The organism is Streptacidiphilus alkalitolerans, assembly GCF_042511045.1.
GTDB lineage: Bacteria > Actinomycetota > Actinomycetes > Streptomycetales > Streptomycetaceae > Streptacidiphilus > Streptacidiphilus alkalitolerans.
In genome coordinates this window covers 170,832-189,907 of sequence record NZ_JBHEZX010000015.1, presented here as the reverse complement: position 1 = coordinate 189,907, position 19,076 = coordinate 170,832, and the positions used below count along the sequence as shown (strand labels likewise).

15 protein-coding genes are annotated in these 19,076 nt (G+C 71.4%); 8 read left to right on the top strand and 7 right to left on the bottom strand.

What is annotated here, in order from left to right; all coding sequences use genetic code 11:
- Positions 1 to 125 precede the first annotated feature (125 nt).
- Positions 126 to 980 carry a DUF1996 domain-containing protein gene (locus ACEZDG_RS28890; protein ID WP_380514892.1) on the top strand — a complete coding sequence of 285 codons (855 nt, stop codon included), beginning with the start codon at positions 126 to 128 and terminating at the stop codon, positions 978 to 980.
- A 68-nt stretch (positions 981 to 1,048) separates the two neighbouring features.
- A complete protein-coding gene (locus ACEZDG_RS28885; protein WP_380514889.1) occupies positions 1,049 to 3,238 on the top strand; it encodes a discoidin domain-containing protein in 2,190 nt (729 codons plus the stop codon).
- Here ACEZDG_RS28885 and ACEZDG_RS28880 read toward each other — a convergent pair.
- From ACEZDG_RS28880 to ACEZDG_RS28870, 3 genes are all read right to left on the bottom strand, one after another.
- Positions 3,235 to 4,305, bottom strand: a complete 1,071-nt coding sequence (locus ACEZDG_RS28880; RefSeq protein ID WP_380514886.1) for a LacI family DNA-binding transcriptional regulator — start codon at positions 4,303 to 4,305, stop codon at positions 3,235 to 3,237. The genes ACEZDG_RS28885 and ACEZDG_RS28880 overlap by 4 nt on opposite strands.
- Before the next feature lie 189 nt (positions 4,306 to 4,494).
- Positions 4,495 to 5,307 carry an ATP-grasp domain-containing protein gene (locus ACEZDG_RS28875; RefSeq protein ID WP_380514883.1) on the bottom strand — a complete coding sequence of 271 codons (813 nt, stop codon included), beginning with the start codon at positions 5,305 to 5,307 and terminating at the stop codon, positions 4,495 to 4,497.
- Positions 5,304 to 5,666: a hypothetical protein gene (locus ACEZDG_RS28870; protein ID WP_380514880.1), complete on the bottom strand. Its 363-nt coding sequence runs from the start codon at positions 5,664 to 5,666 to the stop codon at positions 5,304 to 5,306. Before ACEZDG_RS28870 ends, ACEZDG_RS28875 begins: the two co-directional genes overlap by 4 nt.
- A gap of 259 nt (positions 5,667 to 5,925) precedes the next feature.
- Between ACEZDG_RS28870 and ACEZDG_RS28865 the strand changes: the two genes are divergently transcribed.
- The gene (locus ACEZDG_RS28865) at positions 5,926 to 7,341 is read left to right on the top strand and encodes a hypothetical protein (protein WP_380514877.1); all 1,416 of its coding nucleotides are present in this window, start codon (positions 5,926 to 5,928) and stop codon (positions 7,339 to 7,341) included.
- Between the two features lie 30 nt (positions 7,342 to 7,371).
- Here ACEZDG_RS28865 and ACEZDG_RS28860 read toward each other — a convergent pair whose 3' ends face one another.
- Positions 7,372 to 8,187, bottom strand: a complete 816-nt coding sequence (locus ACEZDG_RS28860) for an SAM-dependent methyltransferase (RefSeq protein WP_380514874.1) — start codon at positions 8,185 to 8,187, stop codon at positions 7,372 to 7,374.
- Between the two features lie 212 nt (positions 8,188 to 8,399).
- Between ACEZDG_RS28860 and ACEZDG_RS28855 the strand changes: the two genes are divergently transcribed.
- Entirely contained in the window at positions 8,400 to 8,822 is a 423-nt protein-coding gene (locus ACEZDG_RS28855) for a type II toxin-antitoxin system PemK/MazF family toxin (RefSeq protein ID WP_380514871.1), read from the top strand.
- On the opposite strand, the gene ku is transcribed toward ACEZDG_RS28855, so the two are convergent.
- Both ku and ACEZDG_RS28845 read right to left on the bottom strand, forming a co-directional pair.
- Positions 8,819 to 9,823: a non-homologous end joining protein Ku gene (gene ku, locus ACEZDG_RS28850; RefSeq protein ID WP_380514868.1), complete on the bottom strand. Its 1,005-nt coding sequence runs from the start codon at positions 9,821 to 9,823 to the stop codon at positions 8,819 to 8,821. The two genes, ACEZDG_RS28855 and ku, sit on opposite strands and share 4 nt — an antisense overlap.
- A gap of 51 nt (positions 9,824 to 9,874) precedes the next feature.
- Positions 9,875 to 10,735 carry a hypothetical protein gene (locus ACEZDG_RS28845; RefSeq protein ID WP_380514865.1) on the bottom strand — a complete coding sequence of 287 codons (861 nt, stop codon included), beginning with the start codon at positions 10,733 to 10,735 and terminating at the stop codon, positions 9,875 to 9,877.
- Between the two features lie 106 nt (positions 10,736 to 10,841).
- Between ACEZDG_RS28845 and ACEZDG_RS28840 the strand changes: the two genes are divergently transcribed.
- The 3 genes from ACEZDG_RS28840 to ACEZDG_RS28830 are packed head-to-tail and all read left to right on the top strand — an operon-like array spanning position 10,842 to position 13,698.
- The gene (locus tag ACEZDG_RS28840) at positions 10,842 to 11,897 is read left to right on the top strand and encodes a PHP domain-containing protein (RefSeq protein ID WP_380514862.1); all 1,056 of its coding nucleotides are present in this window, start codon (positions 10,842 to 10,844) and stop codon (positions 11,895 to 11,897) included.
- The gene (ligD, locus tag ACEZDG_RS28835) at positions 11,894 to 12,805 is read left to right on the top strand and encodes a non-homologous end-joining DNA ligase (protein ID WP_380514859.1); all 912 of its coding nucleotides are present in this window, start codon (positions 11,894 to 11,896) and stop codon (positions 12,803 to 12,805) included. The genes ACEZDG_RS28840 and ligD overlap by 4 nt, the downstream gene beginning before the upstream one ends.
- The gene (locus ACEZDG_RS28830; protein ID WP_380514857.1) at positions 12,802 to 13,698 is read left to right on the top strand and encodes an ATP-dependent DNA ligase; all 897 of its coding nucleotides are present in this window, start codon (positions 12,802 to 12,804) and stop codon (positions 13,696 to 13,698) included. Before ligD ends, ACEZDG_RS28830 begins: the two co-directional genes overlap by 4 nt.
- Before the next feature lie 37 nt (positions 13,699 to 13,735).
- Here ACEZDG_RS28830 and ACEZDG_RS28825 read toward each other — a convergent pair whose 3' ends face one another.
- The gene (locus tag ACEZDG_RS28825) at positions 13,736 to 14,710 is read right to left on the bottom strand and encodes a helix-turn-helix domain-containing protein (protein ID WP_380514854.1); all 975 of its coding nucleotides are present in this window, start codon (positions 14,708 to 14,710) and stop codon (positions 13,736 to 13,738) included.
- A gap of 218 nt (positions 14,711 to 14,928) precedes the next feature.
- Here ACEZDG_RS28825 and ACEZDG_RS28820 point away from each other — a divergent pair, with 218 nt between their 5' ends.
- Entirely contained in the window at positions 14,929 to 19,053 is a 4,125-nt protein-coding gene (locus ACEZDG_RS28820) for a S53 family peptidase (RefSeq protein ID WP_380514851.1), read from the top strand.
- Positions 19,054 to 19,076: the final 23 nt, after the last annotated feature.

Sequence of the window (19,076 nt, the reverse complement as noted above, 5' to 3'; positions counted from 1 at the left end):
GCCCCGCCGAGGGCCGGCCCCGCCCGTGGCAACTTTTGGCAAGCGCTTTCCCGCCTGCGGCAGCGAGATTACAGTCCCATTTCCAACCGTTTACCGATACTCAACTCGTCGCCTTGGAGGCGCCCATGAGTACTCGTTTCCGCGCGGTCGCAGCCGCCGCGGTCGCCCTGGCCTTAGCCGCCGCACTCGGCGGCCTGCAGGCAGCCGACGCGGCCGACAGCCCGCCGCCCGCGCAGTACCAGGAGATGCACGCGGACTGCACCGTCAACCACGAGCTCTCCGACGACCCGATCGTCTTCCCCGGCGTGCCCGGCGCGTCGCACAACCACACCTTCATCGGCAACCCGACCACCAACGCGTTCTCCACTCCGGACTCGCTGGTCGGCGGGGCGAGCTCCTGCGAGGACCCGCTCGACGCCTCGGGCTACTGGTTCCCGACGCTGTATCAGAACGGTGTCCCGCTGATCCCGGACAAGCCGGTGATCTACTACAAGTCCGGCGTCAAGGACTACCGCACCGTCCAGCCGTTCCCGGCCGGCTTCAAGCTCCTGGTCGGCGACGCCCACAACACCGTCCCGGCGAACTTCACCGGCAGCTGGAAGTGCCCGGGCAACGCCGGCACCGACTTCCCGGCGTCCTGTCCGAACGGCAGCTCCCTGGTGGTCCGGCTGCAGGCGCCGAGCTGCTGGGACGGCGTCCACCTGGACTCCGCCGACCACAAGTCGTACATGGCGTGGCCGGTCAAGGGCGTCTGCCCGGCCGACCACCCGGTGCCTCTGCCCATGCTCGAAGCCAAGATCCCCTATCCGCTGGCGAACGGGAACACCAGCGGGCTGACCCTGGCCTCCGGCCCCGCCTACACCTTCCACTACGACTTCATGAACGGCTGGAACGCGGCCCGCCAGGCCTACTTGGTGGACTACTGCATCCACGGTGGCCGCCAGTGCAACGGCTACGGAGTGGACACCAAGAACCCGTAGCGCATGCCCTTCGACGGCGGCGCCCTGCCCTCGGGGCGCCGCCCCACCCACCCCGTCAGGGAGACACCATGCGCGTCCCGATCCTCCGAGGCCGGATCCTCTCCGGCGTCCTCACCGCGGCACTCGCCGCCACCGGTCTGATGGCCACGGCCGGCGCCGAGTCGGCGCACGCGGCCACCTGCGACACCGCCACCGATGTCGCCCTCAACAAGCCCGCGACCGCCTCCTCGGTCCAGGGCAACAACTACCTTCCCGCCAAGGCCGTCGACGGCGACACCGGCACCCGCTGGTCGAGCCAGGCCAGTGACCCGCAGTGGCTGCAGGTGGACCTCGGCCCCGGCACCGCGGTCTGCCAGGTGGTCATCAACTGGCAGACCTCCTACGCCAAGTCGTTCCAGTTGCAGTTGTCCGACGACGGCAGCACCTGGAACCCGATCTACTCCACCACCGCCAACACCGGTGGCGTGCAGACCATCAACGCCGCCGGCACCGGCCGCTACCTGCGGATGTACGCGACCCAGCGCAACAACGGCTACGGCGACTCCATCAAGGAACTGGTGGTCCACAGTTCGTCCGGCGGCGGAGGCGGGGGCGGCGGCAGCTGCCAGACTCCCCCGCCGGTCGCGCAGGACCTCGGGCCGAACGTGGTCGTCTTCGATCCGTCGATGTCCAGCGCCACCATCCAGAGCAGGCTGGACGCCATCTTCGCGCAGACCGAGACCGACCAGTTCGGCGACTACCGCTACGCGGTGATGTTCAAGGCCGGCACCTACCACGACATCAACGTCAACACCGGCTTCTACACCTCGGTGATGGGCCTGGGCCGCAACCCCGACGACGTCACCATCAACGGTGACGTGACCGTCGACGCGGGCTGGCTCAAGGGCAACGCCACCCAGAACTTCTGGCGTTCGATCGAGAATCTGGCGATCACACCCAGCCACACCGCCGACCGCTGGGCCGTGGCGCAGGGAGCCCCGATGCGCCGGGTGGACATCCACGGCGACCTCAACCTGGCTCCCAGCGGCTACGGTTGGGCCAGCGGCGGCTACATCGCCGACAGCAGGGTCGACGGCTCGATCAACCCGTACTCCCAGCAGCAGTGGTACACCCGGGACAGCCAGATCGGCGGCTGGGGCAACGGCGTGTGGAACATGGTCTTCTCCGGTGTGAAGGGCGCCCCGGCCACCAGTTTCCCCAAGCCCCCGTACACCACCCTGCCGACCACTCCCGTGGTGCGGGACAAGCCCTACCTCTACCTCAACGGCGACAGCTACAACGTCTTTGTGCCGAGCCTGCGCACCAACGCCTCCGGGACGACCTGGGCGGGTGGTTCGACACCGGGCACCTCGGTCCCGCTGACCCAGTTCTACGTCGCCCGGCCCGCCGACTCGGCCGCCACCCTCAACAACGCCCTGGCCTGCGGGCTGAACCTGCTGTTCACCCCGGGCGTCTACCACCTGAACCAGACCCTGAACGTGACCAGGCCCGACACCGTCGTGCTGGGCATCGGCTACCCGACGCTGATCCCGGACAACGGCGTCGGCGCGATGAACGTCGCCGACGTGGACGGGGTCAAACTCGCCGGGCTGCTGTTCGACGCGGGCCCGGTCAACTCGCCGAACCTGCTGCAGGTCGGCCCAGCCGGCGCGACCACCAGCCACGCCGCGGACCCGACCACCGTCCAGGACGTGTTCTTCCGGGTCGGCGGGGCCGGCCCCGGCAAGGTCACCACGGCGCTGGTCGTCAACAACGCCAACACCATCATCGACGACATCTGGGCCTGGCGCGCCGACCACGGCTCCGGGGTCGGCTGGACGGTCAACCCCTCCGACACCGGCCTGATCGTCAACGGGGCCAATGTCTCCGCCTACGGGCTGTTCGTCGAGCACTTCGAGAAGTACGAGGTGCTGTGGAACGGGCAGGGCGGACGCACCGTCTTCTTCCAGAACGAGATGCCCTACGACCCGCCGAGCCAGTCCGCCTGGCGCAGTGACGCGGGCGGGTACGCGGCCTACAAGGTGGCCGACACGGTCACCTCCCACGAGGCGTGGGGCCTGGGCTCCTACTGCCTGTTCACCGCCGATCCGAGCATCGTGGCCGACCGCGGCTTCGAGGCACCCGACAACCCGAACGTGAAGTTCCACGACATCTTCACCATCTCGCTGGGCAAGGGCTCCATCGCGCACGTCATCAACAACACCGGCGGGTCGACCGGCACCACGGTCAGCCCGGTGCCGATCGTCAGCTACCCCTAGCGATCGGCAACAGCCCTGGCGCGGGGTCGGCGCGGGGCGGGACCGGTCGACTCCCGTACCACCAGCTGCGTCGGCAGCACGGCGGACCGCCGTGCTGCCGACGCGCTGCCGTTGTTGGTACGGCTGCCGCTGTCGCCGAGGCGGGCCAGCAGCATCGACACCGCGACCCTCCCGGCCTGCTCGATCGGTGCGGTGAGCGTGGTCAGGCCGGGGTGGCAGAAATCCGCCCCGAAGATGTTGTCGCAGCCGACGATGCTGATCTCGCCGGGTACGGCGACACCCCGTTCCCGCAGGCGGGCCAGCATGCTGATGGCGAGCAGGTCGTTGAACGTCATGCAGGCCGTGGCACCGGTGCTGATCAGCGCTTCGGCCGCGGCGGCCCCTGGTTCCCGGCCGACCGGGAACGGTCCGATCCGCCGGACCGGCAGCCCGTGCCGTCCCGCCGTCTCGACCAGGGAACGCCAACGGGCCTCGTTGGCCCAGGAGTTCTGCGGACCGGAGAGGTAGACGATCTCGCGGTGCCCCAGCGCGACCAGATGCTCGGCCGCCTGGACCACCCCGGACGGCGAGTCGATCACCACACTCTGGACCCCGTGCACCCTGCGGTTGATCACCACCAGGGGCAGGGTGGTGTCCAGTTCCGCGAGCTGCCTGCCGGTCAGCCGCGAGGCGGCGAGGATCGCCCCGTCGATCGACTGCCGCAGCTTGGACAGCATATGTGATTCCAGCTCCGCGGAATTCTCGCTGTCAATGAGCAGGTTGGCGTATCCCGCGGCTTTGAGCTGGTGCTGCGTTCCCCGGATCAGCCCGAAATAGAACGGGTTGGTGACGTCGGAGACCAGAACCGCGACAGTTTCGGCGCGGCCCAGCGCCGGCGCACGCGTATGCGTGCCCGGCACATAGGACAATTCCCGGGCCACGGCCTCGATCCGCTCACGGGTGACCACGTTCACCCGGCCCGGCCGCGACAGCGCACGGGACACCGTGGACGCGGCGAACCCGGTAGCCGCCGCGATGTCGTTGATGGTGACGCGCCGTGAGCGTTCCCCGCTGTCACGATTGTCCATGGATTCAAGGAACCACGCCCGCCAATACATGGCAAGCCCCGTGCTCGCATTTTTCGCACGACCGCATTTCACCCGGTTCCGGGAAATCTCTTTCGCGGGAATTCAGTTGAACACGGGATTTCTTTTCCGAGTCCGTCCACGATGTGCTTACCGGAGCCGCACAGAACCGATGCATTCCCGTCCTGTCGGTCATGCCGGTACCCGCAGGAACCTCCGGTCGCGCGCGGCGACCGCACCGCGCGATCCGCACGCCCGCAGGACGACGTCCAGCACCGCCGCCGGGTCGGCGGCGTAACTGTGGGCGAACCAGGGCATGTTGGCCTCGACCACCGCCCACTGCTCCTGCCCACTGTCGGGGTCCTGGAGCAGACCCACGTCCACCGCCACGGCGCTGGGCAGCGAGTCCCGCTCGGCCGCCAGCAGCCGCTCCGCGAACGCCCGCACCGGCTCCCGGTTCGGGTCCTGGTCCAGCGGGGCGGTGTCGAGACGGCCGTAGCGGGCGTAGCGGCTACCGGTGACAACGCGCCCGTCCAGCACGAACAGCCGGTACTCCACCGCGAAGGTCACCACGTCCGAGACCAGCACCGCGGTGTCGGGGCCGATCCGCTCGCCCTGGCGCGGCAGTCGGCTCCCGTCCGGGTAGACCGCGGCGGGGAACTGCTTGTCGCTGGGCGGCTTCACAAACACCGGGTGCCGCAGCGCCCACGCCTCCGAGAGCGTGGTCAACTCGATGCGTCGGCCGGTGAACTCCTCCGGCAGCCCGGCGAGCCAGTCGTCGGCGGGCTCCAGCAGCGCCAGATCCAAGGCCCCGGCCATCCGGTCCGCCGCCAAAGGGCCCCCGTACCAATGGACCTGACGCCCCGCCAGCGACTCCAGCGGCGCCGCGCCGTCCAGCACCACCACCTCCAGGCCACGCCGCACGGCGGCCTCCGCGAGCAGCAGCGACGTACTGCTCCGCTGCGCCGGCAGTAGCAGGACAGCCCGGTCGTCGGTCGTATTCACGCCTGCGGCCGAAACTCATGGACGACCTCGATCGGCCCCACGATGTGCTGGTTGAACTCCTGCAGATCCTCGGCAGGCACCCAGAGCTCCAGAATCGTCCGCCCGCCCGCCTGCTGGACCGGGTAGCGGGCCAGGTAGTCGGCCTCGACCTCGAAGCGGGTGACGTAGCCGACGCCGGAGGCGGGCACATTCCAGTCCCGGGCGATCCGGATCGCGTAGTCCTCGTTCAGGACCGGGTAGAAGATCGGCTGCTCGGGCAGCCGCGGCGGCCACGCAGCCCAACCCGACGCCTCGACCAGGGCCAACTCCTCAGGACCGGTCGGACGCCACAACGTCGTCGTCGCCACCACCCTGCTCATCGCGCACACTCTCCACTGCTCCGCACCCACCCGGCCGCCCACCGTAACCCGAGCACCAGGCCCACAACCAGCGGATATCCCCGCGCCCCAGGTCAGTGCAACGGTAAGTGGCTTGCCCCGGCACGCCCGGCCAGGGCATGCTCGCCGATATGACTACACGCATGGGCGGTCGGCCCACCCACCGTTGACCGCCGAGCGGTGGGCACCGGGCGGTACTCGCACCCACAAGAAGCCCACCCTCCACGACCACGCCCTCGCGTTGCGCGCACGCCACGGCCCCGGCCCTTGGCCGCACTACGGTGACCCGCTCCCGGACGCGCTGCCGGACCCCTCGCGCATCCGGCTCATCGGCGGCGGCGCGGATGGCCTGTGCCTGCCCGAAGGCACCGAGTCTTCCATCCCGAGCGCCGCTGCTCTCGCCGACCGCATCCAGCGCATCACTGCCACGCGCCTGGACCACGAGGCGGTAGCCGAGTTCCACGACGCGCTGACGCATTGGCGTGCACTGGCGTTCGCCGACGATCTCAGTACCGAACTCCGCCGTCGCGCCCTGCCCCGCACCGGCCTGCGCGTACTGGGCAGACGGCTTGCCGCACACGGCACCCACCGCAACCCCGTGAAGATCGGCCTGCTCCTGCTCGGCCTCGGCGGCGACCACAGAGATCGGGAACTCCTGCTGCTCCTGGGCACGTTGGACGAACTCACCCTCTTCGCCGCGGTAGCCCTCCTCCGCTCACAGCCCGACCCGGACACCGCCGTGCACACGCTCGCGCAGCGGGTCGCCGGCTGGGGCCGGATCAACGCCGTCCGGCGGTTGCAGGGCACCGACGACCCGGTGATCCGGGCCTGGCTGCTGCGCGAGGGCTTCCGCAACACCGTCATGAACGTTTACCTGGCCCCTCTCGCCGCCACCACGGGCCGTCTGCACGAGGCACTGGCCGCCTCGTCCGTCGACCAGCAACTGCTCGACGGCGCGGGCAGCATCCTCGCCGCCCTCGCCGACATGCCCTCCAGCGATGTGGGGCCCGGCCTGGCCGAGTACCCGCACTCCGTCCCTGTGCTCCGCCGCTACGCCGACCTGGTCGACACCGCGGCACCCACCGTCGACTGCCTGGAGAACCTTCTCACCATCGCCGGCTTCCTCCGCCGGGCATCCGAGGACCTCGCCTGGTCACCCGCCGACCTGCAGCAACTGACCGGCCGCTACCAAGCCCTGCTCAACGATCCACGTTGGCCCGGGCTCCTCCGCGCCCACCTCGCCGACCCGCACCGTCCTGACTTCCATGCCGCGCTCGGCCCCGCCTCGGCCCTCGGGATCGACCCCATGCCCGAGGCACTCGCCCGCCTGGACAGCGCACCACCGTTGACCGACTACACCTGGTACTGGGCCCTGCGTCACACCGACGACCGCGACCAGGCCGAGCACATCGCCACGCTGGCCGCACTCCAACTGACCGAATCCCTACCGACCGCGCCCCGCCCCGGCAACAGCGGCCACATCCTGCGCATACTCGCGTCGGTACTCGGCCGCCATCCTGGAGTCGGCTGGCCAATCCTGCACGCCGCTCTGCTCAGCTCCGACGCCGACACCCGAGGCGCCTCGCTCCGCACCCTCGCCGCCTGGCCCAGCGAGGAACTCCCCGCCGAAGCCATCGCGTACCTGGGGCGATGCTGACAACACGGCGACCCGCTCGTGGGGCGGGGGTCAGTTCTTGCGGGCCAGGAGGCCGATCTGGGGGAGGGCCTGCTCGTCGGGGCCCGCTTGGTAGCCGAGGTCGGGCCGCCAGTTGGCGCAGTAGACCACGCCGGGTTCGATCAGCTCGAAGTCGCTCACCAGGGAGGCGAGTTCCTCCTTGGACCGCAGCTTCATCGGCGCGATGGCCTTGGAGTACAGCTGGGCGGCCCGCTCCAGCCGTTGGGCCGCGCCCGGCTTCGCGGTGCCGTGGGAGATCATGAGGTAGCTGCCCGGCGGCATGGCCGCCCCGTAGGCGGCGATCACCGCGCGCACCTGGTCGTCGTCGGTGATGAAGTGCAGCACCGAGCTCAGCAGCACCGCGAACGGCTCCTGCGAGCCCAGCCGCAGGAGCCGGGCGGCCTCGGGGTCGCCCAGGACGCGGTCGGCGTCGCGCAGGTCGGCCTCGATGCTCAGCGCCCGGTCGTTGCCGGCGACCAGCACCCGCCGCTCGCGCGCGGCCAGGGGGTCGTTGTCGACGTAGACGGTACGGGCGGTGGCGTCGGCGGCCTGCGCGATCTCATGCACATTGTCCATGGTCGGGATGCCCGCACCCAGGTCCAGGAAGCTGCGGACGCCCGTGTCCGAGAGGTGCCGCACGCAGCGCTTCAGGAAGTCCAGGCTCACCCGCAGCAGCGCGGGCAGCTCAGGCATGACCTCCACCACGGCCTCCGCCGCCCCGTCGTCCGCCGGGAGGTTGTGCCCACCGCCCAGGTACAGGTCGTAGACCCGGGCGATGCTCGCCCCCTGCTGCTCCTGGGCCTTGTCCGCCCCGGGCTGATCCCCCATCACCACACGCCTTTCCGAGTCCTGCGTCCACCCTTCCGGGCCCGACGATCATCCCAGCTGCGGGCAGTTCCGGGCAATCACACACGCAGGCTGTCTGACGGTTCGTTCCCGGCTCCGGCGACGGCCGCCGAGGTCGTGCCGGGGGCACACCGGCCAGACCTCGCAGGGCCGCGGGTTAGAGTCCTTCAAAGGGTCACGGACCGGGAGGACATGTGCGACGCGGCGACGTCTGGTGGGTCGAGTTCGACGAGCGGCGGCCGGTGGTACTCCTGTCGGAGGAGGAAGCGGATGGGTTCCGGGCGATGCAGGTGGTGGCTCCGGCGGAGGTCGACATCAGCGGTCTCGGCGTCGAAGTAGCGCTGGGAGCCGCAGAAGGACTGCCCTTTGCGGGCGTCCTGCGGTTCGCCGTCCCGCACCCGGGCTTCACCCCCTGCACCTGGCTCACCACCGTCTCCCGGGACGACCTGATCGAGCGGGTCGGCAGCCTGTCCCCCGCGAAGCTCGGTGCCGTTGACGACGCCCTCCGCCTCGGCGAGCAGGAGCAGGAGTGGACCCCGGCGACGGCCAGGATGTTCAGCGACATCAGGGACGCCCTCCGCGCCGGGAACGCCCCTGGAACACCCCCGGGACGTTAGGCCGACCTGCGCCGGGAGCGGGGTGCGGGGCCGAGGGCCGCGATGAGCTGCTCGCGGGTCATCTTCGAGCGGCCGGCGATGTCCTGCTCGCCCGCCATGGCGTAGAGCTCGGCCTTGCTGAGCCCGCTCAGATCCTTCGTGATCTTGGTGACGGTCGCCTCCTTCCTGCTCTTCTCCTCCTTCCCCTTCCCCTTCTGCGCGTCGCCCACGGACGCCGCGCCCGCGCCCGCGCGGTTGAGGCTGGCGCGCAGCGCCTCCATCAGGTCCACGACATTGGTGGCTTCGGGCGCGGCGTCGGCGCTGACGATCTCATTGCCGGCGCGCTTGGCGTCGATCAGCTCGTGCACCCGGTCCTCGTAGGAGTCCTGGTACTGCTCGGGGTCCCAGTCGATGCTCAGCGCGTCGATCAGCCGCCTGGCCGCGGCGAGTTGGTCGTGGTCGACCTTGGTGCGCTCCGGCATCGAGGGCAGTTCGTCGGCGGGCGTGCGGACCTCGTCGGCGTAGTGCAGGGTGTGCAACTGCAGGACGGGGCCGCCGGGGCGGATCGCGGCCAGGTACTCCTTGCCGCGCATGACGAAGTTCGCCACCGCCGCGCGCCGGCTGTCCTCCAATGCCTCCAGCAGCAGGCTGTAGATCTCCTGGTACTCCTTGCCGCGCGGGGCGAGGTAGTAGGTGGAGGTGAAGTACACCGGGTCAACCTGGTCGAGCTCGACGAACCCGGTCACCTCGATCACCCGCGAACGCCCGGGGGCGATGTCCTCCAGTTCCTTGGGCTCGATGACCACGTACTGGTCGTCGCCCAGGTCGTAGCCCTTGACGATCTCCGAGAACTCCACCTCCTGGCCGGTGCGTTCGTTCACCCGGCGGATCCGGACCCGGTCGGAGGTGCCGCGCTGGATCTGACGGAAGGAGGTCGTATGGTCCGCGGTCGCGGAGTACAGCGCCACCGGGACGGTCACCAGGCCGAAACTGAGGGCTCCGGTCCAAATCGCTCGCGCCATCTCTCTGCTCCCTTGTCCCTTGTCTGACGGGTTCTCGGTCAGGCTGCTCGGTCAGGCTGCTCGGTCGGCGAGGTGCTGCTGGTGGGCTGCCGCGTCCCGGGCGCGGCCCTGGGCCTTGCGGGCGATGCGGTCGGTCTCCTCGACCTTCGCCCGCGCCGTCCGCTCGGCCGCGGCCAGCGTGCGCTCCAGGTCGCGGGCCTGCTCCAGGCGCTGCCGCAGGTCCTCGACCTTGCGCTGGACCCGCTCGCGCTCCCGGGTGGCCTTGTCCAGGGCGCGACGGGCGGCGTCGGCCGCGGCCTGGGCCTGCTTGGCCTCCTGCTGTGTCTCCGCGGCCTGCCGCCGTGCGGCGGCCTGCTTGTCCCCAGCGTCGGGCGGGACGCCAAGGACGCGCGCCCGAAGCGGCCCCGACGACGGCGACGAGGGCGACCGCGGCGACGACCCCGCAGCAGCCGTGGCCGCGCCGTGGAGGGTGGTCAGCCGTCCGCCGGCGAACGCGGCGGCGCGCTGCGGGTCGGCCAGGACCGCCATCAGGTGTTCCTCCAGGTCGGACAGGGCGGCCTCGCCCACCGGGTGGCCGGCCTCGGTGGCGGCGGCCCTGGCCTGACGGGCCAGGGCGTTGACCACCGCCCGGCGCTGGGCGGTGAGCGCACGCAGCTCCGGGCCGTCCAGGGCGTCCTGCGCGGCGCGCAGTTCCGCGCCCAGGTCCAGCAGCGCCCCGGTCTCCTGCTGGTGCCGGCGCACCAGCAGGTTGGCCAGCCAGGCGCCCTGGGTGGGCCGCCGCAGGGCCTTGATCCGGTTCGCCAGCGCGAGCTCCGGCACTGCCCTGGCCTGCTCGAACGCGGTGTCGCGGGCCCGGGTGAACTCGGGCGGGGGCAGGCTGTAGAGCTGGTCGGCGACCTCGTCGAAGTCCACAGCACCGCCTCCTCCCCCTGTCGTGTCCCACATGTCGTGCTGACCATTTTCAACCAATTTGCCATGATTCGGTATGCGGAAGCGGCCGAAGGGGATACGTCCTGCCATGGAGCCCGTGGAAGCGCTGGAGCGGATCGCGTTCCTGCTGGAGCGCGCCCAGGCGCCGACCTACCGGGTGCGCGCCTTCCGCCACGCCGCCGAGGTGGTGGCGCCGCTGTCGCAGGTGGAGGTACTGCAGCGGGCCCTCGCGGGTCGGCTGACCGCCTTGGAGGGCATCGGCGCCACCACCTCACGGGTGATCGCCGAGGCCGCCGCCGGCCAGGTCCCGACCTATCTGGCCGATCTGCTCCAGCAGCGGTCCGAGAGCCCGCTCACCGAAAACGGTGCAGGTCAGACCCTACGGACGGCGCTGCGCGGTGACTGCCATCTGCACTCCGACTGGTCCGACGGCGGCAGCCCGATCGTCACCATGGCCAAGGCGGCCCGCTCGCTGGGCCACAGCTGGGCGGTGCTGACCGACCACTCCCCGCGGCTGAGGATCGCCGGTGGACTCAGCGCCGAGCGGCTGCGCGAGCAGCTGGACGTGGTCGCCGCCCTCAACGCCGAACTGGCGCCGTTCCGGCTGCTGACCGGGATCGAGTGCGACATCCTGTCCAACGGCGCGCTGGACCAGGAGGACGAGTTGCTGGAGCGGCTGGACCTGGTGGTCGCCTCGGTCCACTCGGGCCTGGCCATGGACCCGGCCCCGATGACCCGACGGCTGGTGCGGGCGGTGTCGAACCCGCTGGTCGACGTGCTCGGGCACTGCACCGGACGGCTGGTCGCCGGAAAGGGCCGGGCCGAGTCGCGCTTCGACGCGGAGCTGGTGTTCGCCGCCTGCGTCCAGGGCGGCACCGCCGTGGAGATCAACAGCCGGCCCGAGCGGCTGGACCCGCCCCGCCGCCTGCTCGCCGCGGCCCGGGACGCCGGAGCGCTGTTCGCGATCGACTCCGACGCCCATGCCCCGGGCCAGCTCGACTGGCAGATCCTCGGCTGCGCCCGCGCCGAGGAGTGCGGCATCACCCAGGACCGGGTGATCAACACCTGGACCGCCCCTCAGCTGCTCAGCTGGACCCGCACCCGCCGCACCCCACGGGCGACGACCCGGCAGCAGGGCCGATGAGCAGCGCCGAGCGCGCCGGTCACGCCTCGCGCACCGTGGTCGACGTCGGCGGGCGCCCGGTGCGGCTGACACATCTGGAGCGGGTGCTGTATCCGGAGTCCGGCACCACCAAGGCCGCGGTCCTGCACTACTACAGCCAGGCCGCGCCGGTGTTCCTGCCCCATCTGGCCGGTCGGCCGGCCAGCTTCCTGCGCTGCCCCGAGGGGGTGGCGGGCGAGCGGTTCTGGGCCAAGAACATCCCCGCCGGGGCCCCGGACTGGGTGCAGACCCTCGACGTCCCGGTGCACACCAAGAGCCTCCGGCAGGTGGTGGTCGCCGACCTGGCCACCCTGACCTGGGCCGGGAACCTCGGCTGCCTGGAGATCCACACCCCGCAGTGGCAGCACGCCCCGGAGCGGCACGACCGGCTGATCATCGACCTCGACCCGGGCGAGGGCACCACCATGCTGCACACCTGCGCCGCCGCCCTGGCGGTCCGGCTGGCGCTGGCCGACGACGGCCTGCGGGCGTGGCCGAAGACCAGCGGCTCCAAGGGGATCCATCTGATCGCGCCGCTGCGCCCGGCACCGGCGGACATGGTCAGCGGCTACGCGAAGCGGCTGGCGGCCCGGCTCCGCGACCAGTACCCGCAGCTGATCGCCGACAATGTGCGCCGCGACCGCACCGGCCTGGTCCTGCTCGACTGGTCGCAGAACACCGGCGCGAAGACCACCGTGGCGCCCTACTCGCTGCGTGCCATGCCGACCCCCACCGTCTCCACCCCGGTGACCTGGGAGGAGATCGCCGCATGCGAGGATCCGGCCGGGCTGGTCTTCACCCCCGACGACGTCACCCGCCGCATCGCCGAGCACGGCGACCTGCTCGCCCCGCTGCTCGACCCCGCCACCGGCCAGGACCTGCCGCAGTGAGCAGCGCCAAGCCGGTGCTGCAGCCTCCCCTGGAGGTGATGCGCCCCAGGGCCGTGGCGGCGATCCCGGAACCGGACTCGCTGCCGGGCGGGGTGCGCTACGAGATCAAACTGGACGGCTACCGCTGCCTCGCCTTCGCGCGCGGGCCCGAACCGCCGGTGCTGCAGTCCCGTTCGGGCCGGGACATGGCCGCCGACTTCCCCGCCATCGCCGCGGCCGTGGCCCGGCTGCCCGCCGGCCTGGTGCTGGACGGGGAGGTGTGCGCGTGGAAGGACGGCCGGCTTGCCTTCGGAGCCCTGCGCACACCCGCCGCGCGCACCGGGGCGGACGGGATGTCGCTGGCCCTGGTGGTCTTCGACCTGCTCGCCCTGCCCGGCCGCGACATCCGGCCGCTGCCGCTGCGCGAACGGGTCGCCCTGCTGGACGAGGTGCTGAAGTCCGGTACCCCGCCCGGGATCCAGGCCGTGCTGGCCACCACGGACGAGGCCGAGGCCCGGCACTGGTACGAGACGCTGGAGCCGCAGGGCATCGAGGGCCTGGTCTGCAAGGCCCTGGACAGCCCCTACCTGCCGGGCGGCGCGGGACGGTACTGGCGCAAGGTACGCCACCACGACACCGTGGACGCCGCGGTGCTCGCCATCACCGGCACCCCCCGCCGCCCCCGCCTCCTGCTGCTGCAACTGGCCGATGGGACAAGGGTACTGACGAGCTCTCAGCTCGACCCGCCACAGGCCCGAACGGTCGGCGAAGCCCTGGCTGGTCTGATCGGCGCGCCCGAACAGGACCCGGACTTCGGCCCCGTGCGCCCGCTGACCGAACCGGTCACCGCCGAGGTCACCACCGGTACCGGACGCCACATCGTCCACCGTTTCATCCGCCTGCGCGGCGACTGACTCCCCCGCCCGACGGGCCACCGCCGAGGACGGGGCGCTACAGCCAGCCGCGGCGGACCGCCTGCGCACCGGCCTGGAAGCGGCTGGTGGTGCCCAGCCGCTCCAGCAGGTCGGTGATCCGCCGACGCGCGGTGCGTTCGCTGATGCCGAGCTGCCGGTGGATCGCCTCGTCCTTGAGCCCGGCGTTGAGCAGGTGCAGCAGCGAGAGGTCGGCTTCGGTCAGGTCGGGGTGGGGGCCGGCCTCGGCGGCGGGGCCGGCGAAGACCGGGGTGGCCTGGGCCCAGTGCACCTCGAACAGTTCGCGCAGCGCGTCGCAGAGCCGGGAGGGCCGGACCAGGGCGGCCGTGGTCCTGGTGCCCTCCTCGCTGGCGGTGAGCGGGATGACGGCGTTGCGGCCGTCGACCAGCACCATCTTCAGCGGCACCCGGGGGACGACTCTGGCCTCCTCGCCCAGGGCCACCAGGTCCCGCAGCCGGTCGGCCCGGTCCGGGATGGCCAACACCTCGGTCGCGTACAGGGCACGCACCCGGATGCCGCGGGCGAGCAGGTGGCGCTCGGAGTCGGACGCGCTGGTGTCGGCGGTGACATAGGGCGGGGTGTCCAGGGCGAGCACCTCCCGTTCGGCGCCGGCCATCAGTTCCGCCAGCCGGGCGGTGATCTCGGTCGGCCCCTCGATGACCTCGACCAGGCCGTTGGTATTGGAGCGGAGTTGGCGCTCGTGGTACTCCGCGCTGTAGACCTCCAGCGCGCTGGAGGTGCGCTCCAGTTCCAGGCGCCGGGTGCGGATCAGCGCGGCGAGGCCGATCCGCGGGTCCACGGCGGTGTAGCGGGTGGGGCGTCCCGCCGTGGGGATCGCGAGCCCTGCGGCGATCAGTTCGTCCAGCATCCGGCGGGCGGTCTCGGTGCCGCAGGACTGCTGCCGGGCCAGTTCGGCCACGGTGAGCTGCGACGCTCCCACCAGACGGCGGTAGGCGCGCTCGGTCGCGTCGTCAAGGCCAAGGGATTCCAGCACGCGGTGTCCGTTCCTCGCTCGGTGGCCCCCGACCGGAGGGAACCATGGCCGATACCGGTACCTGGCCGGACCCGGCCAAGGTTTTCCCTCCCCCTGGGGCTGGTGCGGGTGGAACAGTACCTGACATTCGCTCACCCCCATTCCCGCGAAGAGAGACGTCCGGTCAATTGAGAAGCACACGAAGGTACATACGCTCCCGTGCGACGACGGCAGCGACCGTGCTGGCGCTGGGCGCGGTCCTGCTGAGCGTCCCCGCCGCGCACGCGGACGGCTCCGCGCAGCACAGGACCGTGCGGCTCACCGCCGGTGCGATCGCCCAGCTCAGCAAGCGCTTCCAGAACCGCATCGACGGCACTCCGGCCCAGGTCGCCTCCGTCGAGGCCGCCAGCACTGCGGCCACTCCGCAGGCCGCACCCGCTGCCGGCGGTGAGACGACGGCCGCGCCCTCGCTGAACCTGCGGCAGACCGGTCAGTTGGAGACCGCCCGCGGTTTCGCGGAGACCATGACGCTGGGCGGCACCGGCGACTGGGTCGGCGTCTTCACCGGCGGCACCGTCATCCGCTACGACGCCCAGGGCAATCCCGTCTGGGACCGCGGGGCCACCTCGCTCTACCAGGACTGGAAGGTCACCCCGAACAACTGGTACCAGACCGACCCGTACCTGCCGAACCTCTACGAGGGCTACAACCCCTACGAGATGTCGGCCACCGGCACCCACCCCTACGCCACCGGCGACTTCAACCACGACGGTGTGGCCGACGTGGCCGTGGCCTACGCGGTCGGCGACAACCCGTTCCGCCCGTCCGCCTCGCCCGGTTCCCAGCTCACTTACGGCACCTTCGTCACCGTCCTGGACGGCCGCAGCGGCAGGACGCTCTGGAGCAAACTGGTCCCGAACTACGTCGGGAACCTGCTGGTCGAGGACGGCAAGCTGATCGTGGCCGACGACACCGGGCCCAACTGGCAGTACGACCCCACCGCCGAACAGGGCGACTCCCGCAGCAATCTCACCGCCTACGGCTTCACCCCGGCCAAGGGCGGCACACTCACCGGCACCGCGGCCTGGACCTACTCCACCCATGCCCCCAACGCGAGTTGGGGCGACCTGGAGTCGCTGGGCAACGGCCGGCTCACCGCCTCCTGGTCCGACACCCCGATGGGTCTCGGCAGCCCGCGCCCGGCCGCCGGCCAGGTGCTGGTGCTCGACGCCGCCGACGGCCGCGTCGCGGTGGACGCCAAGACCCCCGGCTACCCGCGGATGCTGGTCAAGGACCCCAGCGGGAACCGTGTCCTGGTCGTCGAGCAGAACGACCCCTTCGACGCCGTCCGCTGGGACCTGACCGCGATCGACGCCCGCAGCGGCGCCCGTACCGTGATCACCTCGCGCGAGGGCACCATTCCCGAGGCGTTCCAGGTGGTCCCCGACGCCCATGGCCAGCAGGCCCGTTACGCGGTCGCCGAGCTGGGCATCAACGCCGATCTGACGGATGGTCAGAGCAGCGTCTCCGGCCTGGACGCCCACGGGAAGACCCTCTGGCAGCACACCACCGCCTCCAGCGTCGGCGGTGCCAACGCCCCCACTCTCGCGCTGAGTTCCACCTCCCGGGGCAGCGGCGAGGTGGTCGCCTCGGTCTCCGATCCGGAAGCCGACTCCGCCGCCGACCCGGACGGCCCGCAGCACACCCAGGTGATCGGCTTCAACGCCACCAGCGGAGCCGTCGACTGGAAGCAGCAGGGCGCCCTCTCCGGTGACCAGTTCACCAGCTACCAGGGCCGGTTGCTCACCGTGGGCTACGACGACACCGCCTACACCTTCGACCCGCAGCAGGGCCGCCCCAAGGCGACGCCGCTGCTCGGCGACATCTTCAGCGCCGTCGCCGCAGACGTGAACGGCGACGGGGTCAAGGACCTGGTCGTGGGCGGCCAGAGCCGCGGCGTCTTCGCCGTCGACGGCCGCACCCTCAAGAAGCCCATGCCGACGATCCTGTGGCGCTCCACCGTCAGCGGCTCGGTGCACGATCTGAAGGCCGCCTCCTTCCCCGACCAGCACGGCCGGGGCGGCGCATCCGTCGTGGCGGCGACCGGCTCCGGTTTCGCGGTGCTGGACACCCGTACCGGCGCGGTCCGCAGCGATGTCGACACCCGCAGCGGCTACGTCGGCTCGGTCACCCTCAGCGACGACGGCCGCGGCGGCTCCGAGATCGTGGTCCCGTCCGACACACTGACCGCGTACCGCGCGGACGGCAGCAAGGTCTGGAGCTACCGGCCCGCCGGAACCAGCGGCAAGAGCCTGGCCTTCTCCGACGTCGCCACCGACGGCGCAGGCCATCTGCTGCTCGAGTACGGCGGCACCAAGTCCGACTCCGACCCCGCCGCCAAGCTCTCCGACCCGGCTCCGACCGTGGTCAGCCTGAACGCGGCCACCGGAGCACCGCTCTGGAGCGAAGCCCCGAGCGATCCCGGCGCGCTGTGGATGTCGCCCGGCGCCAGCGTCTACGCCGACCCGAACGTCCCCGGAGCGGACGGACACGGTGTCGCCGTCGCCCTCCGCGGCCAGTTCCCCGGCGCCGCCAACGAGCACCTGGTCCAGATCCTGGACGCCCGCACGGGTGCCGTGGTCAGCAGCCATGAGGACTCGGGCTACAACTCCTTCGAGTCCTTCACCGCCGCCAAGGCCTACGGCCTGGTCGAGACCCTCTCGTTCGGCCACACCGTCTACCCGGCGGACGGCGGCGCGCCGTACAACCTGACCGACTACCTCAACGCGCACTCCGGCGCGTTCGCCACCGGCGCGGACGGCAGCCAGGCGTATGTCGCCGCCGAGGAGGGCCTGAGCGCCTACGCCCTGCCCTTCCCGACCAACGGTGACACCGTCCTGGACGCGGGCAGGGACTTCGCCCTGGGCGCGAACGCGGTCACCACCGCGCAGTTGAGCGACGGCCCGGGAACCGACCTGATCGGGCTGGCCTTCGACTGGTTCGGCTACGACATCCCGCTGCAGGCCGTCGACGACGGCGCCGACTTCTCCCCCGACTACTACCCGCACGGCATCACCGTCGACAAGCTCAGCGCCGCCGAGGCCCGGGCTGGGGCCAAGGCCCAGGTTTCGAGCAGGGCAAGGGTGCACAGCACCGCCGACATTCCGACCGCCCCGACCACCCCGACCGCTCCGGTCAGCGCGCCGGTGCTGCCGGATCCGGGCCTGCCCAGCGGCATCGTCACACCCTCGATCGAGGTCAGGTCCACCACCTCGGTGACCACCGCGGGTTCGGACACCACCGCGGCCGAGGTGACCAGCGGCTACACCCCGCAGCAGATCCAGACCCGGTTGGGGCTCAAGGGCGACGGCAGCGGCCAGACCGTCGCCATCGTCGACGCCTACGACTACCCGACGGCCGAGGCCGACCTCAACCACTTCGCCGCGCACTTCGACCTCCCGCAGACCTGCGACTCGGTCAGCAAGGGCACGGACTGCTTCGACTTCCAACAGCACTACGCGGACGGCACCCGGCCGGCCGGCAACAGCGGCTGGAACGAGGAGGCGGCACTCGACATCGAGTGGGCCCACGCGGTCACCCCGCACGCCGCCATCGTGCTGGTGGAGTCCGCCGACGCCGGCATGGCCGCGCTGGAACGCGCCGACGACGCGGCGGCAGCCCTGCACCCCGCCGCCGTCAGCAACAGCTGGGGATCCGGGGAGTTCTCCGAGGAGGGCTTCTACGACAGCCACTGCAGGCTCGCCGACTCGGTCTGCGTCCAGTCCACCGGTGACAACGGCTACCCCAGCGGCTACTCCGCGACCAACCCGTACGTCCTCGCCATCGGCGGCACCAGCCTCCACCTGGACCCCGACGGCACCACCACCGGTGAGACCGCCTGGAGTTCGACCGGCGGCGGGCTGAGCTTCTTCGAGAAGCGCCCCGCCTACCAGGACGGCGTCCAGCCCTCGGCCCTGCGGGCGACCCCGGACGTCAGCATGGTCGCGGACCCGAGGACCGGCGTGCCGGTGTACGTCTCGCTGTTGCAGGGCAGCACCCTGCGCTCGCTGTGGCTGGAGGTCGGCGGCACCAGCCTGTCGGCCCCGATCTGGGGCGCCGTCCTCAGCTCGGCGGACCAGCTCCGCGCCGCCGCCGGCAAGCCCCACCTGGCCTCGTCCGGCCCGGACGGCGACACCGCGCACGGCGATGTGTACGGGCTGGGCAGCGGCTACCTCAGCGACATCACCTCCGGCTCCAACGGCGCCTGCGGCGCCGAGTGCACCGCGGGGCCCGGCTACGACACCGTCACCGGCTTGGGCTCCCCCACCGCCGGAGTGGACGCCGCGCTCGCGGCCATGAAGTAACCGCCTGAACGAGCGACCCCTTC

Coding starts and splice junctions, on each gene's coding strand:
- ACEZDG_RS28860 (WP_380514874.1), bottom strand. CDS start 8,187: ATGGGGGATCAGCCCGGGGCGGACAAGGCCCAGGAGCAGCAGGGGGCG.
- ACEZDG_RS28880 (WP_380514886.1), bottom strand. CDS start 4,305: ATGGACAATCGTGACAGCGGGGAACGCTCACGGCGCGTCACCATCAAC.
- ACEZDG_RS28890 (WP_380514892.1), top strand. CDS start 126: ATGAGTACTCGTTTCCGCGCGGTCGCAGCCGCCGCGGTCGCCCTGGCC.
- ACEZDG_RS28840 (WP_380514862.1), top strand. CDS start 10,842: ATGGAGCCCGTGGAAGCGCTGGAGCGGATCGCGTTCCTGCTGGAGCGC.
- ACEZDG_RS28870 (WP_380514880.1), bottom strand. CDS start 5,666: ATGAGCAGGGTGGTGGCGACGACGACGTTGTGGCGTCCGACCGGTCCT.
- ku (WP_380514868.1), bottom strand. CDS start 9,823: ATGGCGCGAGCGATTTGGACCGGAGCCCTCAGTTTCGGCCTGGTGACC.
- ACEZDG_RS28885 (WP_380514889.1), top strand. CDS start 1,049: ATGCGCGTCCCGATCCTCCGAGGCCGGATCCTCTCCGGCGTCCTCACC.
- ligD (WP_380514859.1), top strand. CDS start 11,894: ATGAGCAGCGCCGAGCGCGCCGGTCACGCCTCGCGCACCGTGGTCGAC.